Source organism: Hyphomicrobiales bacterium (assembly GCA_030688605.1).
Classification (GTDB): domain Bacteria; phylum Pseudomonadota; class Alphaproteobacteria; order Rhizobiales; family NORP267; genus JAUYJB01.
Map to the genome: position 1 here is coordinate 17,647 of JAUYJB010000063.1, position 15,668 is coordinate 33,314.

The 15,668-nt window shown below is 67.3% G+C and carries 15 protein-coding genes; 5 read left to right on the top strand and 10 right to left on the bottom strand.

What is annotated here, in order from left to right:
• Positions 1 to 174: 174 nt before the first annotated feature.
• From Q8P46_07330 to Q8P46_07375, 10 genes are all read right to left on the bottom strand, one after another.
• On the bottom strand, positions 175 to 1,398 hold the full coding sequence (locus tag Q8P46_07330; protein ID MDP2619976.1) for an MFS transporter: 1,224 nt from the start codon (positions 1,396 to 1,398) through the stop codon (positions 175 to 177).
• A gap of 294 nt (positions 1,399 to 1,692) precedes the next feature.
• Positions 1,693 to 2,706, bottom strand: a complete 1,014-nt coding sequence (gene thiL, locus Q8P46_07335) for a thiamine-phosphate kinase (GenBank protein MDP2619977.1) — start codon at positions 2,704 to 2,706, stop codon at positions 1,693 to 1,695.
• The gene (gene nusB / locus Q8P46_07340; protein ID MDP2619978.1) at positions 2,703 to 3,188 is read right to left on the bottom strand and encodes a transcription antitermination factor NusB; all 486 of its coding nucleotides are present in this window, start codon (positions 3,186 to 3,188) and stop codon (positions 2,703 to 2,705) included. The genes thiL and nusB overlap by 4 nt, the downstream gene beginning before the upstream one ends.
• Positions 3,185 to 3,628, bottom strand: coding sequence for a 6,7-dimethyl-8-ribityllumazine synthase (gene ribH / locus Q8P46_07345; GenBank protein ID MDP2619979.1), 444 nt, complete (start codon positions 3,626 to 3,628; stop codon positions 3,185 to 3,187). Before ribH ends, nusB begins: the two co-directional genes overlap by 4 nt.
• Positions 3,629 to 3,651: 23 nt before the next feature.
• Positions 3,652 to 4,260, bottom strand: a complete 609-nt coding sequence (locus Q8P46_07350) for a riboflavin synthase (protein MDP2619980.1) — start codon at positions 4,258 to 4,260, stop codon at positions 3,652 to 3,654.
• 5 nt (positions 4,261 to 4,265) lie between these two features.
• A complete protein-coding gene (ribD, locus tag Q8P46_07355) occupies positions 4,266 to 5,387 on the bottom strand; it encodes a bifunctional diaminohydroxyphosphoribosylaminopyrimidine deaminase/5-amino-6-(5-phosphoribosylamino)uracil reductase RibD (GenBank protein ID MDP2619981.1) in 1,122 nt (373 codons plus the stop codon).
• A gap of 18 nt (positions 5,388 to 5,405) precedes the next feature.
• Positions 5,406 to 5,900: a transcriptional regulator NrdR gene (gene nrdR, locus Q8P46_07360; GenBank protein ID MDP2619982.1), complete on the bottom strand. Its 495-nt coding sequence runs from the start codon at positions 5,898 to 5,900 to the stop codon at positions 5,406 to 5,408.
• A 33-nt stretch (positions 5,901 to 5,933) separates the two neighbouring features.
• Positions 5,934 to 7,232, bottom strand: coding sequence for a serine hydroxymethyltransferase (glyA, locus tag Q8P46_07365; protein ID MDP2619983.1), 1,299 nt, complete (start codon positions 7,230 to 7,232; stop codon positions 5,934 to 5,936).
• Between the two features lie 148 nt (positions 7,233 to 7,380).
• Positions 7,381 to 8,742, bottom strand: a complete 1,362-nt coding sequence (locus Q8P46_07370; protein ID MDP2619984.1) for a L,D-transpeptidase family protein — start codon at positions 8,740 to 8,742, stop codon at positions 7,381 to 7,383.
• Between the two features lie 168 nt (positions 8,743 to 8,910).
• Positions 8,911 to 9,420 (bottom strand): winged helix DNA-binding protein, encoded by a 510-nt coding sequence (locus Q8P46_07375; protein ID MDP2619985.1) that lies wholly within the window; start codon positions 9,418 to 9,420, stop codon positions 8,911 to 8,913.
• 210 nt (positions 9,421 to 9,630) lie between these two features.
• Here Q8P46_07375 and hemB point away from each other — a divergent pair, with 210 nt between their 5' ends.
• The 5 genes from hemB to Q8P46_07400 all read left to right on the top strand — a co-directional run bounded on the left by hemB (position 9,631) and on the right by Q8P46_07400 (position 15,505).
• Positions 9,631 to 10,632, top strand: a complete 1,002-nt coding sequence (gene hemB / locus Q8P46_07380) for a porphobilinogen synthase (protein ID MDP2619986.1) — start codon at positions 9,631 to 9,633, stop codon at positions 10,630 to 10,632.
• Between the two features lie 20 nt (positions 10,633 to 10,652).
• Positions 10,653 to 11,885, top strand: coding sequence for a threonine ammonia-lyase (locus tag Q8P46_07385; protein MDP2619987.1), 1,233 nt, complete (start codon positions 10,653 to 10,655; stop codon positions 11,883 to 11,885).
• An 81-nt stretch (positions 11,886 to 11,966) separates the two neighbouring features.
• Positions 11,967 to 12,452, top strand: coding sequence for an RDD family protein (locus tag Q8P46_07390; protein MDP2619988.1), 486 nt, complete (start codon positions 11,967 to 11,969; stop codon positions 12,450 to 12,452).
• Between the two features lie 322 nt (positions 12,453 to 12,774).
• On the top strand, positions 12,775 to 14,616 hold the full coding sequence (locus Q8P46_07395; protein ID MDP2619989.1) for an SLC13 family permease: 1,842 nt from the start codon (positions 12,775 to 12,777) through the stop codon (positions 14,614 to 14,616).
• 130 nt (positions 14,617 to 14,746) lie between these two features.
• Positions 14,747 to 15,505: an arginyltransferase gene (locus Q8P46_07400; GenBank protein MDP2619990.1), complete on the top strand. Its 759-nt coding sequence runs from the start codon at positions 14,747 to 14,749 to the stop codon at positions 15,503 to 15,505.
• Positions 15,506 to 15,668: the final 163 nt, after the last annotated feature.

A 15,668-nucleotide genomic window follows, 5' to 3' on the forward strand; every position in this document is an offset into this window, starting at 1 on the left:
CCGTTGCTCTGTGCCAGGTTGCCCTGTGGCAGATTGTTGTGTGCCGAGTTGCTGCTTGATTGAGGCCGTGATTGAAATTCCGGACCTGGCCCCCGCCCTCCCAGGCCGCGCGGACCATGCCAAAATTGTCGCCGCAAGGCAACACAATGCGATGCGCGAATCGTCGCTGCCGAACTACGCGGAAACCGGCCTCTTCCGGGTGCCGGCGAGCCACACCAGGGCGGCCAGACACAGGACGATGGCGGGGAACACGATGAAATTGACCGCGTTCCAGCCGGCCACGTTGAGCAGCACGCCGGAGGAGAAGGAGGCCGCCGCGTTGAGGCCGAAGACGAGAAAGTCGTTCATCCCCTGGACCTTGTTGCGCTCTGCGGCCAAGTGGCAGTCGGTGAGCATGGCGGTGGCGCCGATGAAGCCGAAATTCCACCCCAAGCCGAGCAGAACCAGCGCCGCCCAGAAGTTCCATACCGAAAGGCCCATGAGCGCGACGGTCGCCGCCAGCGCCAGAATCATCAGACCGGCGGCGACCACCTTCTCCTTGCCGAAGCGGGCGATCAGATTGCCGGTGAAGAAGCTCGGAACGAACATCGCCATCACATGCCACTGGATGCCGAGGGCGGCCGATTCGGTGGAAAGCCCGCAGCCGACCATGGCCACGGGCGTCGCCGTCATCACCAGGCTCATGATGGCGTAGCTGACGGCGCCGCAGCCGGCGGCGACGATGAAGCGCCGCTGCGCCACGATGGCGGAAAGCGGCCGGCCGCCGTCGCCGGCCATGGGCGGCGGGGGCTTGGGAATGTCGATCCGGCTCATCAGCGCCACGCCGACGAGGGCGAGGCCGGCGACCGCCAGGAACGTGCCGAGGAACAGGAAGGGCTGGACGAGATCCTTGGTCCAGATCACCGTCTGCGGCCCGATGATCGCGGCCGCGACGCCGCCGACCAGCACCCAGGAGATGGCCTTGGCCTTGAACAGGTCGCTCGCCGTGTCGGCGGCGGCGAAGCGGTAGCTCTGGATGAAGGCCCAATAGATGCCCATCAGCAGCGCGCCCAGGGAAAACAGCCAGAAATTGCCGTAGAAGATGCCGGCGGCAGCGATCAGCGCCGCGACGGCGCCGCTGCCGGCGCCGATCATATAGCCGGCGCGCCGGCCGGTGCGGCGCATCAACAGGTTCGCCGGCAAGGTCGCCAGCGCCGTGCCGAGGATGTAGCAGCTGACCGGCAGGGTGGCGAGCGACTTGTCGGCGGCGAGCATGTGGCCGATGATGCCGCCGGTCGAGATGATGACGACGGAGCCCGAGCCGCCGAGCGCCTGGCCGACGGAGAGAATGCGCGCATTGCGTTTCGCGGTGGCGTCGTCGACGATCCGGCGGTCCGTTGTCTCGATGGCTACCGACATGGCTCTTTGCTCTCTCCCGTTCGCTCCGTATTCGGCGCAAGCTGCTTTACCCCCTCGCTCGGATCGCTTCGCGATCCGACCCCCAATCGGGTCGGGGGCAGGCTCTCTCCCACCGGGGGAGAGGTGGACAAGCGGCAGGCTCCTTCCCTTTCTCCCCTCGCCCCCGCGAGGGGGAGAGGGATGCGAAGGATTGGCGAGTGCCCTGCACGAGCCTTAACCGAAGCTGGGTGAGGGGGCGACTCCGCCTCGCCGGGAAACGCGGCCAATGAACAGCTTTGCCCGCGCGAAGGCCAATCAAAAATGCGCATAGGAGCTGCGCGCGAAGGACATGGGCCTGCCGTCAGGGCCGGTGACGGAAACGCCCGGCGCGCCTGATGCAAAGCTGCCGATTTCGGTGATCGGAATGCCGGTCCGGGCGGCGTTTTCCGCAAAGATTGATCGTTTCGGCTCCGAAACGGCGGCCAAAATCTCGTAATCGTCGCCACCGGTGAGGATCCTCGCCAAAAGCTGCGGCGCGGCCGCGACGGCCTTGCGCGCGGGCTCGGAAAGCGGCACCCGGCCGCTTTCGATATGCGCGGCAAGGCCTGCTGCGCGGCACATTTTCTCCAGATCGCCGACGAGGCCGTCGGAGACGTCCATCGCCGCCGAGGCGCCTGCGGCAAGCGCTGCGCGAAGCTCGAGGCGCGGGCGCGGGCATTGATAGCGGTCGAGCAGAAATTCCACCTCTTCCTGCGTAAGCCCCCAGCGGCGGGCGGCCCGCGGCTCCCGGCGCAGGGCAAGTCCCAGCGCCGCATCGCCCATCGAGCCGGAAACGAAGACGCAGTCGCCGGGCCTGGCCGCGCCGCGCTCGACCATCCGCCCCTTGGCAACGTGGCCGAAGGCGGTAATCGAGACCGTCAGCGGCCCCGGCGTGCGCACCGTGTCGCCGCCATAGAGGCTGAGCCCGAAAGCCGCCTGATCGGCGGCAAGCGCGGCCGAGAAATCCGTCAGCCAGGCCGGCGTCCAATCGTCGGGAAGCGCCAGCACGATGAGATAGCCGATCGGTTCCGCCCCCTTGGCGGCAAGGTCGGAGAGATTGACCCTCAGCGCCTTGCGGGCGACGGCGCCGGGCGCCTCGTCCGCCGGCATATGCACGCCGGCGATGATGGCATCGACGGTCAGCACCAGCTCGCGGCCGGCGGGCACACCGAGCGAGGCGGCGTCGTCGATGAGGCCGCGGGCGCCGGGGGCGGCGGCGAGCGGGGCGAAATAGCGGGCGATGATCTCGCTCTCGCCGGGGCGCGCCGTCCCCTGCCCTTTGCGCTTCATGCCGCGAACTCGTCGGCCCGCACACGCCTGGCGATGGCGTCGAGCACGCCGTTGACGACGCCCGGCTCCTCGCCGTCGAAGAAGGCGTGCGCCAGCTCGACATACTGGTCGAGCACCACGCGCACCGGCACGTCGCGGCGAAAGCCGAGCTCATAGGCGCCGGCGCGCAGGATCGCGCGCAGGGTTGAATCGATGCGCGTCAGCCGCCAGCCCTCGGCGAGGTGCCGGTCGATGTCCGGGTCGAGCTTGCGCTGCTCGCGCACCACGCCGGCGACGAGGTCGCGGAAGAAGGCGGCATCGGCCGGTCCGATCTCCTTGCCGTCGGCGTCGCGGCCCAGCCGATGGGCCTCGAACTCGGCGCAGATGTCGGCCAAGTCGGTTTCGGCGAGGTCCATCTGATAGAGCGCCTGGATGGCGCCAAGGCGGGCCAGGGACCGGGCCTTTGCGCGTTCGCCGCGCGCAGGTCTCGGCCGACCGGTCACTTTGCCTTCTCCAGCTTAGCCTTGACCTCGATCATGGCCAGCGCCGCGCGCGCCGCCATGCCCCCCTTGTCGCCCTTGCTGACGCGCGCCCGGACCCAGGCCTGATCCCGGTTCTCCACCGTCAGAATGCCGTTGCCGAGCGCCAGCCGATGTTTGACCGCAAGATCCATGATCGCGCGCGCCGACTGCACCGCGACGATGTCGTAATGGCCCGTCTCGCCGCGGATGACGCAGCCGAGCATGACATAGCCGTCATGGCGGCCGGCCTCGACCGCGCAGGCGAGCGCCGCCGGCGTCTCCAGCACCCCGGGCACCGCGACGCGCTCGAATTTCGCGCCCGCCGCCTCGAGCGCCGCGATGGCGCCGCGCGCCAGCTCGTCGGCGATGACCTCGTAGAAGCGCGCCTCGATGATCAGCAGTCTTGGTGCCCTTTTCGCCATCTCTCGTCCAGGCCGGCCGGATCTCAGGTCTCGAACGCCATCAGCCGCGCCACGTAGCGGGCGATGAGGTCGATCTCCAGATTGACGCTGTCTCCTTCCCGGCGCTCCCCCCAGGTGGTGACGTTAAGCGTATGCGGGATCAGATTGACGCCGAAGCTGTCGCCCTCCACCTCGTTGACGGTGAGCGAGGTGCCGTCGAGCGCCACCGACCCCTTGCCGGCAATATAGCGCGCCAGACGATGGGGAGCACGGAACAGGTAGCGCTCCGAATCGCCGTCCGGGCGGCGGCCGACGATCTCGGCGATGCCGTCGACATGGCCGGTCATCAGATGGCCGCCAAGCTCTTCCCCCATCGCCAGCGCCCGCTCCAGATTGACCCGCGTGCCCTTGGCCCATCCGCCGAGCGTGGTCATCTGCAGGGTTTCGTTCGACACCTCGACGTCGAAGGCCGCCCCCTTCCCGGCGGTCGTAAAGGCGACGACCGTCAGGCAGGCGCCGGCGCAGGCGATCGAGCAGCCGACCTCAAGGCTCGCCGGCAAGTAGCCGCAGGCGATCCGGAAGCGCTTGTCGCCGCCCGAACGCGCCTTGATGCCCTCGACCACGCCGACATCGCTGACGATTCCGGTGAACATGCGCCTCACTCCTGCCTTGCGTATCTCCGCAGCAGGTCTTCGCCCAGGGCGAACTCGTCTGCAAGGATGAATCCGGGCATCGTCCGCGGCAGTTCCGGCCCGGCGTCGAGAAAGGCCAAAAGGCCGCCACGGGCGACGGGTCGGGCGCCCTCGATCAGCACGATCTCGTCGGCAAGGTCGGCGCCGACGAGTCCGGCCGCGACCCGCGCCCCGCCCTCGGCGAGGACCCGGGTGATGCCCCGCTCGGCGAGCGCTTTCAGCGCGGGTTTGAGCGGAACCCGGCTTTCCGGGTCGGCGGAAACGGTGATGATTTCGGCGCCGGCCCGTTCCAGCGCCTTTCTCCGCTCCGCTGCCGCCTGTTCGGTGCAGATCACCCAGGTCGGCACCTCCCGCGCGGTGGCGATGAGCTTGGCGGTGGGCGAGATTGTCAGCGTCGTATCGAGCACGACCCGGATGGGCGAACGGTGTTCCGCTCCCGGCAGCCGGCAGGTGAGCCGCGGGTCGTCGGCGGCGACCGTGCCGGAGCCGACGAGGATCGCGTCGGCCTCCGCCCGCATGCGGTGCACCCAGCCCTGCGCCGCCTCGCCGGTGATGCGCACGTGCTTGCGCCCCGGCCCGGAAATAAAGCCGCCGCGCGAATGGGCAAGCTTGAGCTGCACGAAGGGCCGGCCCTCGGTGACCCGCAGGACATGGCCGATATGAGCCTCCCGCCCCTCCGCCTCGAGCACGCCTTCGGCGACCGCGATCCCGGCCGCCCCGAGGCGGGCATGGCCCTTGCCGGCCGTGCGCGGGTCGGGGTCCTCAAGCGCGCTCACCACGCGGGCGAGGCCGGCGGCGACAATCGCCTCGGCGCAGGGCGGCTTCTTTCCGTCATGGGCGCAGGGCTCGAGCGTCACATAAAGCGTCGCGCCGCGGGCCGCGGCGCCGGCCTCCTTAAGGGCCTCGGCCTCGGCGTGCGGCCTGCCGCCGGGCCTGGTCCAGCCGCGCCCAACGATTTCGGGCCCCTCAGCGCCCGCGCGCACGATCAGGCAGCCGACGGCGGGGTTCGGCCGGGTGCGGCCGAGCCCGCGCCGGCCGAGGCGCAGGGCCGCCGCCATCAGGCGGGCGTCTTCGGCGGGACTCGTCATGGCGAAACGACCCGGCGGTCACAGATCGTCATCATTGTCGCCGCCCTTGCCGGCCGGCGGCTCGGCCCCGGTCAATTCGCCCAGCAACGCCTCGAAATCCTTGGCCTCGCGGAAATTCTTGTAGACCGAGGCGAAGCGCACATAGGCCACGTCGTCGAGCGTCTTCAGCGCTTCCATGACCAGGTGCCCGATGGCCGAAGACGGCAGCTCGCTTTCGCCCATATTCTCCAGCCGGCGGACGATGCCGCTGACCATGCGTTCGATGCGCTCCGGCTCCACGTCGCGCTTGCGCAGCGCGATCTGCAGCGAGCGCATCAGCTTGTCGCGGTCGAAGGGCACGCGCCGGCCGTTCTTCTTCACCACCGTCAGCTCGCGCAGCTGCACCCGCTCGAAGGTGGTGAAGCGGCCGCCGCAGTCGGAGCACAGGCGGCGCCTGCGGATGGCGGCGCCGTCCTCGCTGGAGCGTGAATCCTTGACCTGGGTCTCGTTGGAGCCGCAATAGGGGCAGCGCATCATCGTCTCCGCAGAATCGGCCGCTATTATGGCTCAGTAAATGGGGAAACGCGCGCACAGATCGAGCGCCCGGCCGCGCACCGCGCTCTCGACCTTGCCGTTACCCTCCGGCCCGTTTTTCGCCAGCCCTTCGAGCACCTCGACGATCATCTCGCCGATTTGGCGGAACTCGGCCGGGCCGAAGCCGCGGGTCGTGCCGACCGGCGAGCCGAGGCGAACGCCCGACGTGACGGTGGGCTTTTCGGGGTCGAACGGCACGCCGTTCTTGTTGCAGGTGATGTTGGCGCGCCCCAGCGCGTCTTCCGCCGCGTTGCCTTTCAGCCCCTTGGGGCGCAGATCGACCAGCAGCAGATGGGTGTCGGTGCCGCCGGAGACGATGTCGAAACCGCCCGCCGCGATGGTGCCGGCGAGCGTCTTCGCGTTCTCGACCACGGCCTTGGCGTAGCGCTTGAATTGCGGCTGCAGCGCCTCGTGGAAGGCGACCGCCTTGGCGGCGATGACGTGCATCAGCGGGCCGCCCTGGAGGCCCGGGAAGATCGCCGAATTGACCTTCTTGGCGATGTCCTCGTCATTGGTGAGGATGAGCCCGCCGCGGGGCCCGCGCAGCGTCTTGTGGGTGGTCGAGGTGACCACGTGGGCGTGGGGAAACGGGCTCGGATGCGCGCCGCCGGCGACGAGCCCCGCGAAATGCGCCATGTCGACCATTAGATAGGCGCCGACCTCGTCGGCGATCTCGCGGAAGCGGGCGAAATCGATGCGCCGCGGATAGGCCGAGCCGCCGGCGATGATGATGCGCGGCTTGTGCTCGCGGGCCATCGCCTCGACCTCGTCGAAGTCGATCCGCGCGTCCTGCCGGCGCACGCCATATTGCACCGCGTGGAACCACTTGCCGGACTGGTTGGGCCGCGCGCCGTGGGTCAGATGGCCGCCGGCCGCAAGGCTCATGCCCAAGACCGTCTCGCCGGGCGCCGACAGCGCCATCATGACGCCCTGGTTGGCCTGGGAGCCGGAATGCACCTGGACGTTGGCAAAGCCGCAGCCGAACAGCTTTTTGACGCGCTCGATGGCCAGCGTCTCGGCGATGTCGACGAATTCGCAACCGCCATAATAGCGCCGGCCCGGATAGCCCTCGGCATATTTGTTGGTGAGCACCGAGCCCTGCGCCTCGAGCACGGCGCGCGAGACGATGTTTTCGGACGCGATCAGCTCGATCTCGGTCTGCTGCCGGTTAAGTTCCTTGGCCAGCGCATCGGCGAGCTCCGGATCGGTGGCGGAGACATCGTCTGAAAAGAATCCCGGAGCGCGCGCGCCGGCGGCGCTCGTATCGGCCATGGACATGGACGGCAGGCCCTTGCTTTGCGGCAACGAAAATCACCGGCGGGTCAATGTTAACCGGCTGATTATCACAGCTCGCCGCGGCGGCCAACTGAGTCGGCCAACTGCGGGCTGCCAACTGCGGCGGCCCAGCGCGGCCCGTGGGTCAATTCGCGTTGGAAAAGTCCTGCACCGCGGTCGCCGTCTCTCCCGGCACATCGCGCTGATAGATGTCGTTGCGGAACTGAACCAGGCCGTCGGGGTTCGCCCAGGCGGTGATATAGACGATGTAGAGGGGCTTCGGCGCCGTCAACTCGACGTCGACGCGCTCGCCGGAGCCGATCAGCGAATCGATCTCCCTGCGCGACCAATAAAAATCGTCATTGTCCCGCAGCAGCCACAGGAGCAGCTGCTCGACGTTCTGGACCCGCACGCAACCGGAGGAAAAGTAACGGAAATTCTCGGAAAACAGGTTCTTCTGCGGCGTGTCGTGGAGGAACACGGCGTACTCGTTGGCGAAATTCAGCTTCACCGCACCGAGCGAGTTGATGTCCTCGCCCGGGTCCTGGCGGAACAGATATTTCTTCGGATCGAGAGTGAACCAGTTGATTGACCGCGGGTCGACCTCGTCGCCCTTCTGGGTGTAGACGCGGATAATATAGCGCTCAAGATAGCCCGGGTCCTTCTGCATCTGCGGAATGATGTCGCGGGCGACGATGCTTTCCGGCACGTGCCAATAGGGGTTGAAGTTCAGCTCCCGGATCTTGCTGATCAGGACCGGCGTCTCGCGTTCCGGCTTGCCGACGATGGCGGTGTGGCGCGAGGCCACGAGCCCTTCCTCGACCGCTTCGATCTCGGCGGCGGGAATGTTGACCATGAGGTAGCTGGGCGGCAAATCCTTCAAGAAGGTGTTGATGCGCACGATGTTGGTGCGCAGCTGGCGCAGCCGCTCGAAGGCCGGCACGTTGAGCGCATCGAGCGTTTCGCCGCGCACGGCACCGTCGGGACGCAGGCCATGGCGGAACTGGAACCGGCGCACGGCGTGCTCGACGAGGGAATCGAAGGTCGTCGGGTCGCCGGTCTGCTGCTTCAGATCCCCGGTTATCGCCAACCGTCGGCGCAACAGCACGACGCGGTCGCCGCGCGAGCCGACGCGCAGCATCGGTCCGTCGGGAATCGTCTGCCATCCGCCCTTGGAGATGATCGCCGCATAGCGTTCGATCGCCCACAGCATGGCCGGGATGGTGGCGTTCGACAGAATCGCGCGCTCGACCGCCGGCGCGCCGAGATCGCGCGGGTTGAAATTGGCGTCGAGTTCGGGCTCTACCTCGGTCGCGCCATGCTCGACCAGCGCGTCGACGCGCTCGCCGCCGGTGCGGTTCTTCTCCTCCGCGCCGAGACCGGCCGCCGAAGAGAGCACGGTGATGAAGGCGGCAAGGAAAACCGCCGAAAGGGCTGGCGTGAACCACCCCCGCGCACGGTCCACCGCCGGGTGAACAGTGCCATTGCTGCCGACTGAAAACGCCATGACGCCCTATTATCGTCCGCTGAAACGCTCATCTTCATCTATGCGTTTAAACGATTTGGGCGGCGCGGTTAACAAAAAAACACCGCCTGCGGCAGCGTAATGGCGGTTCTGGGCCGGATTGGGGCCTTTTCCGGACCGGATGGGCGTATTTGACGGGATGGAAGTCTTTTACAGCCGGTACAGGATCTGGTCGGTCCAGAAGCGTTCCAGGTGGTGCAACGTCTTGTTGACCTGCTCCAGATCGGCGGCGGCGATGCCGCCCACCTGCTCGATCGACTGCAGGTGGCGCTTGTACAGCGCCGAGAGCAGGTCGTGCACGCCGCGGCCCTTGTCGGTCAGCCGGACCCGCACCGAGCGGCGGTCGTTGTCGCAGCGCTCATGGTGGATATAGCCCGCCTCGACCAGCTTCTTCAGATTGTAGGAGACGTTCGAGCCGAGATAATAGCCGCGCGAGCGCAACTCGCCGGCGGAAAGCTCGGACCCCCCGATATTGTAGAGCAGCAATGCCTGCACTGCGTTGACGTCGGAGCGGCCGTGCCGGTCGAACTCGTCCTTGATGATGTCAAGTAGACGCCGGTGAAGCCGCTCGATCAGCGTCAGGGCCTCAAGATACTGAGGCTCGATGCTTCCGGGATGTTCTGCCGCCTTGAACGCAACAGTCTTTGTCGCGGTATTCATTTATTACGCCTCAGCCTGTGTGGGGTCATTGCCCCATTGATTGTTTCGGGCAACACTATAAGAAGCAGGCTAAAATCCTCTTAAATAGCAGGATTAATTCTACCTTAAAGGAACGGGTCAAAAGCCGGCCGTCGGCGGCACGAGCGCACTGGCATCGCGCTGCCCGCTGGTTTAGGTTCCCGTGGCATGCCCACGGCTTTCGAGGCAGCGATGAAAGGTCAGGTTCTGGGACGTTTTCCGGCGCTGCGGATGCGCCGCAACCGCCGCGCCGACTGGTCGCGGCGGCTGGTGCGCGAGGGCGTTTTATCCGTCGACGACCTGATCTGGCCGATCTTCCTCATCGACGGCGAGAAACGCCGCGAGCCCGTCCCCTCCATGCCCGGGGTCGAGCGGCTTTCGGTCGACGAGGCGGTGCGGGCGGCGGAAGAGGCGGCCTTTCTCGGCATACCGTGCATCGCCCCCTTCCCCCATACCGACCCGAAGCTGAAGGACGCCGGCGGCTCCGAAGCGCTCAATGCCGACAATCTGGTGTGCCGGGCGGTGCGCGCCATCAAGCAGGCGGTGCCCGAGATCGGAATCATGACCGACGTGGCGCTCGACCCCTACACCGATCACGGCCATGACGGGCTGATCGAGGGCGAGACCATCCTCAACGACGAGACGGTCGAGGTGCTGTGCCGCCAGGCGCTCATTCTGACGCAGGCCGGATGCGACATCATCGCGCCGTCCGACATGATGGACGGGCGAATAGGCGCGATTCGCGCTGCCCTCGACGCGGCCGGCCACAAGGATACGCAGATCATGGCCTATGCCGCCAAGTACGCGTCGGCCTTCTACGGGCCGTTCCGCGACGCGGTCGGCTCCAAGGCGGCGCTCAAGGGCGACAAGCGGACCTACCAGATGGACCCGGCCAACGGCGACGAGGCGCTGCGCGAAGTGGCGCTCGACCTTGCCGAGGGCGCCGACATGGTCATGGTCAAGCCGGGCCTGCCCTATCTCGACATCTGCCGGCGAGTGAAGGACACCTTCGGGGCGCCGACCTTCGCCTATCAGGTCTCCGGCGAATATTCGATGATCCAGGCGGCGGCGCAGAATGACTGGCTCGACGGCGACCGCGCCATGCTGGAAAGCCTGATCGCCTTCAAGCGCGCCGGCTGCGACGGCGTCCTCACCTATTTCGCGCCGGCAGCGGCCCGCCGCCTGAAATCGTAGAGCGGTTCCCGGCTCTAACCATGATCACGCTCGCCGACATCAAGGCCGCCGCCGAGCTGATCGACGGCCAGGTGATGCGCACGCCGCTGATCGCGGCGCCAAAGCTCTCCGCCCTCACCGGCGCCGAGATCTTCGTCAAATACGAAAATTTGCAGGTCACCAACGCCTTCAAGGAGCGCGGCGCGCTCGTCCGTCTGCACCATCTTACGCCGCAAGAGCGCGCCCGCGGCGTCATCGCCATGTCGGCCGGCAACCACGCCCAGGCGGTCGCCTATCACGCGGCCCGCCTCGGCATCCCGGCGACCATCGTCATGCCCAGGCCGACTCCCTTCGTGAAGATCGAGAACACCGAGCGGCATGGCGCCCGGGTGGTGCTCATCGGCGAGACGCTGGCCGACGCGCAAGGCGAGGCGGAGCGCCTGCAACGGAAAGAAGGCCTTGTCTTCGTCCACCCTTACGACGATCCCCACATCATCGCCGGCCAGGGCACCATTGCACTGGAGATGCTCGCCGACCGGCCCGACCTCGACTGTCTGGTGGTGCCGGTCGGCGGCGGCGGTCTCATCGCCGGCAACGCGGTCGCCGCCAAGGGGCTGAAGCCCGGTATTACGGTCATCGGCGTCGAGGCGGCCCTCTACCCGTCGATGGCGGCGGCGCTCAAGGGAGACGAGGCGCGCTGCGGCGGCCAGACGCTCGCCGAGGGCATCGCGGTCGCCAGAGTCGGCGCGCTGCCGCTTGAAATCGCGCGCGCGCTCGTCGACGACATCGTTCTGGTCTCGGAAGTCGAGCTGGAGCGCGCCGTCAACGCCTTCCTGACGCTGCAGAAGACCATGGCCGAGGGCGCGGGAGCGGCCGGGCTCGCGGCGCTCATCGCCGCGCCCGAGCGCTTCGAGGGCCGCAAGGTCGGCTTGATTCTCGCCGGCGGCAATATCGACCCGCGCATCCTCGCCTCCATTATGGTGCGCGAATTGCAGCGCGAGGGCCGCATCGTCTCCTTGCGCGTCACCGTGCCCGACCGGCCCGGCAGGCTCGGCCAGATCGCCACCCGCATCGGCGCACTCGGCGCCAACATCCTCGAGGTCTCCCATCACCGCCTGTTCCTCGACGTGCCAGCCCAGGGCACCCGCCTCGACGTGACCATCGAGGTGCGCGATTCGGCCCACACGGAGCGGATCATCGCCGCCCTGCAGGAAGAGAGCTTCGCGGTGAGCGTGCTCGACGCGCCCGGGACCGCGGATCCCGGCAGCCGCTGAGCCCTTCCATCCGGGTTGCGCCGGCCGCGCGATGCGCCCATTTTGCCATAGGCAAGACGATCGGCGGTGGGAGACGCGGCGATGTCGGACAGGGATGTATTCGAAAGCGGCGACGGGCTGCGCCCGCACGCCTATTTCCCGGATAAGCAGCCTGAGCTTTTCGACGGCGTGCTCGGGCAGCGGTTCATCGCCTTCCTCCTCGACGCGGTCATCATTCTCAGCATGACCTTTGTCGGCTGGCTGGTTCTGGCGGTACTCGGCGTCCTCACCTTCGGCCTGGCCTGGCTGTTGCTCGGTCTCGTCTTTCCCGTCGTCGCGCTGGGCTATACCGGGCTTACCCTCGGCGGGCCCGGTTCGGCGACCATCGGCATGCGCATGGTGGGCGTCGAGATGCGCACCTGGTACGGCGCGCCGATGTATTTCGTCCTCGCGGTGGTGCACGCGGTGGTGTTCTGGGTCAGCATTTCCGTCCTGACGCCGTTCATCCTGCTCGTCGGCCTGTTCAACGACCGCCGCCGCCTGCTGCACGATTTCCTCATCGGCACGGTGGTCATCAACAAGCGTTAGCGCCAGACGGCCCCGCGTCCATTTTCGACCTCCCGTTAACCAGCGGAACGTTTTTGCCCGAGAAGTTGTCCCCGCCCTTTCGAGCGCCCTTAGACTCAGGGGCATCTTCTCCCGTGCGGGGGCTTGGTCAGGATCCGACAGCGCCCACGGGGAGCGGTCCCACTGATCGTGTAACCCCCGAAGCACTCACGGGGACATACGGAAGTCCATCATTATGGCGATGACCTGCGCCGAGGCCCGGAGTCGGCGCCGCCGCCAAGCTTCCACTTGGAAACGCTCCGCGTCGCCTGCATGATGCCGCCGGGTAAACAGGGAAAGTCGGATGCATCTTCCGGCATTGCAGATGTGGTTCACCTTCGCGGTGATCGCGGTGGCGGTGGGGCTGCTGGTCAGCGAGCGCGTCCGCCTTGAGGTCACCTGTGCAGGCATCATCTTGACATTTCTGATCTTCTTTCATTTCTTTCCGGTCGCCGGGCCGGACGGCGGCAATCTTCTCGCGCCCGAGCGCCTGCTCGCCGGCTTCGCCAATCCGGCGCTGATCGCCATCCTGGCGCTGCTCGTCATCGGCCAGGGCCTGTTCCAGACCGGCGCGCTCGAGGCGCCGACGCGGACGATCACCCATCTTGCCGGACGCCACGCCGGCCTGGTGCCGCCGCTGGTGCTGGTGGTCGCCGCCGTCATCAGCGCCTTCATGAACAATACGCCGGTGGTGGTCATGTTCCTGCCGATCCTCGGCGCCATCGCTGGGCGGCTGCGCATGTCGCCGAGCAAGGTGCTGATGCCGCTCTCCTTCGTCGCCATTCTCGGCGGCATGACGACGCTGATCGGCTCGTCGACCAACCTGCTGGTCGCCGACGTGGCCGTGAGCGCCGGGCTGCCGCGGCTCGGCTTTTTCGATATTACCGTCCCGGGCGTGGTGATGGCGGCGATCGGTCTCGTCTATGTGCTGTTCGTCATGCCGCGCCTGCTCGCCCCTCGCGCCACCATGGCCGAAGAAGTCGCCGACGGCGGCGGCAAGCAGTTCATCGCCCAGATCGAGGTCAGCTTCGAGCACCCTCTGGTCGGCACCCAGTCGGTCAGCGGCATGTTCCCGAGCCTCAAGAACATGACGGTGCGTCTTGTCCAGCGCGGCGAGCACGCCTTCCTGCCGCCGTTCGAGGACGTCACGCTGAGGCCCGGCGACGTGGTCATCGTGGCGGCGACCCGCCAGGTCCTGGCCGAGGCGCTGAAGGCGCCCGACAACATTCTCGCCGCCGTGCCGGGCGAGAGCGAGGCGGAGCCGGCCGGCCAGCGCGACGGCGGGGACCAGCTGATGCTCGCCGAGGCGGTGATCGCGCCGGGTTCGCGCATGATCGGCCGCACCGTCGAGCAGTCCGGCCTGCACGCGGAGACCGGCTGCATCGTGCTCGGCATCCAGCGCCGTAGCCGGATGATTCGCATGCGGCTTTCAGACATCAGGCTCGAGTCCGGCGACGTGATCCTGACGCTTGGCTTGTCGCAGCAGGTCAGCCGCCTGCGGCTGAGCCGCGACCTGTTGCTGCTCGAACGGTCCGCCGCCGAGCTGCCGATGACCGAGCGCGCCAGTCGGGCGCTCGTCATTTTTGCCGCCGTCGTCTTGGCGGCGGCGATCGGCCTGGTACCGATCGTCATCGCGGCGCTGACCGGCGCCTTCGCCATGGTCGCCACGGGCTGCCTCAACGTCCGCCAGGCCGCGCGCGCCTTCGACCGCCAGATCTATCTCCTGATCGCCGCCTCGCTCGCCATGGCGCTGCCGCTGGACGCGACCGGCGGGGCGATGTTCCTGGCCCATGGAGTGGTCGACGCGCTCGGCAACGCCTCGTCGGCGGTGCTGCTGTCGGCCATCTTCGCCCTGGTGGCGGTGCTGACCAACCTGTTGTCCAACAACGCCACCGCGGTGCTGTTCACGCCGATCGCCGCCAGCGCCGCCGCCGAGGTCGGGGCCGAACCGTTGCCCTTCGTCATCGCCGTCATCTTCGCCGCCAACTGCTCCTTCGCCTCGCCCATCGGCTATCAGACCAATCTCCTGGTCATGGGGCCGGGGCATTACCGCTTCGGCGATTTCCTGCGCGCCGGAACCCCGCTGGTCATACTCATCTGGATTGCATTTTCTGTATTCGCGCCGTGGTATTATGGCTTAAGCTAGATTGTTCGCCATTTCGTTTAATCGACCCTCTCCCCTCAAGAAGGGGTGGGGGGTGTGCGGGAGCGATGAGGCCTGACCCGGCGAACGCCGTGGCTCGAGGAACCGAGCAAGAGACGAACTTGGACGAGCGATGAAGCATAGCCGCGACCTGCCGCAATTCTATCTCACCGCGCCGGCGCTTTGCCCGTATCTCGACGGCAAGCTGGAGCGCAAGGTATTCACGCATCTTGTCGGGCAGCGCGCCGGCATGCTGAACGACGCGCTGACCCAGTGCGGCTTCCGGCGCAGCCAGAACATCGCCTACCGGCCGGCCTGCGAGAAATGCGACGCCTGCGTCTCGGTGCGCGTACTGGTCGACGAGTTCAGGCTCAACCGCTCCTTCCGCCGCACCCGGCGGCGCAACGCCGACATCGTCTCGAGCCTGCGGTCCGCCGAGCCGACCAGCGAGCAATATGCGCTGTTCCGCGACTATCTCGACATCCGCCACGCGGAAGGCGGCATGGCCGATATGAGCGTGCTCGACTACACCATGATGGTCGAGGACAGTTCGGTCGAGACGCGCATCGTCGAATATCGTGCCGGCGAGGGCGCAGGCCGCGGCTCGGGCGCCAAGTCCGCCGGCCCGCTGGTCGCGGTTTCGCTGGTCGACATCCTCGCCGACGGTTTGTCGATGGTCTACAGCTTTTACGATCCGGGCGCCGCCGACCGCAGCCTCGGCACCTACATGATCCTCGACCATATCGAGCGGGCGCGGAAATTCGCCCTGCCCTATCTCTATCTCGGCTACTGGGTCGAGGGCTCGCCGAAGATGGCCTACAAGGCGCGGTTCCAGCCGCAGGAGCATCTGCGGTCCGCCGGTTGGGTCCGCTTCATAGAAAAATCCGATTAAAGAACAATGGCTTAGCCTGAGACCGCCCAGACGATCGGATACCGCTCGCCGTCGATGGGGTCGCCGGCCCTGAGCTTGGGCGCGTTGGGGTCGGTTGGCGCGTAGAGCCGCGGATGCCAGCGGATGTCATCGCCGGTGAAGCGCACCGAGAGCGCCCGTCGCC

Coding starts and splice junctions, on each gene's coding strand:
- Q8P46_07330 (MDP2619976.1), bottom strand. CDS start 1,398: ATGTCGGTAGCCATCGAGACAACGGACCGCCGGATCGTCGACGACGCC.
- thiL (MDP2619977.1), bottom strand. CDS start 2,706: ATGAAGCGCAAAGGGCAGGGGACGGCGCGCCCCGGCGAGAGCGAGATC.
- ribH (MDP2619979.1), bottom strand. CDS start 3,628: ATGGCGAAAAGGGCACCAAGACTGCTGATCATCGAGGCGCGCTTCTAC.
- Q8P46_07350 (MDP2619980.1), bottom strand. CDS start 4,260: ATGTTCACCGGAATCGTCAGCGATGTCGGCGTGGTCGAGGGCATCAAG.
- ribD (MDP2619981.1), bottom strand. CDS start 5,387: ATGACGAGTCCCGCCGAAGACGCCCGCCTGATGGCGGCGGCCCTGCGC.
- nrdR (MDP2619982.1), bottom strand. CDS start 5,900: ATGCGCTGCCCCTATTGCGGCTCCAACGAGACCCAGGTCAAGGATTCA.
- glyA (MDP2619983.1), bottom strand. CDS start 7,232: ATGGCCGATACGAGCGCCGCCGGCGCGCGCGCTCCGGGATTCTTTTCA.
- Q8P46_07370 (MDP2619984.1), bottom strand. CDS start 8,742: ATGGCGTTTTCAGTCGGCAGCAATGGCACTGTTCACCCGGCGGTGGAC.
- Q8P46_07375 (MDP2619985.1), bottom strand. CDS start 9,420: ATGAATACCGCGACAAAGACTGTTGCGTTCAAGGCGGCAGAACATCCC.
- hemB (MDP2619986.1), top strand. CDS start 9,631: ATGAAAGGTCAGGTTCTGGGACGTTTTCCGGCGCTGCGGATGCGCCGC.
- Q8P46_07385 (MDP2619987.1), top strand. CDS start 10,653: ATGATCACGCTCGCCGACATCAAGGCCGCCGCCGAGCTGATCGACGGC.
- Q8P46_07390 (MDP2619988.1), top strand. CDS start 11,967: ATGTCGGACAGGGATGTATTCGAAAGCGGCGACGGGCTGCGCCCGCAC.
- Q8P46_07395 (MDP2619989.1), top strand. CDS start 12,775: ATGCATCTTCCGGCATTGCAGATGTGGTTCACCTTCGCGGTGATCGCG.
- Q8P46_07400 (MDP2619990.1), top strand. CDS start 14,747: ATGAAGCATAGCCGCGACCTGCCGCAATTCTATCTCACCGCGCCGGCG.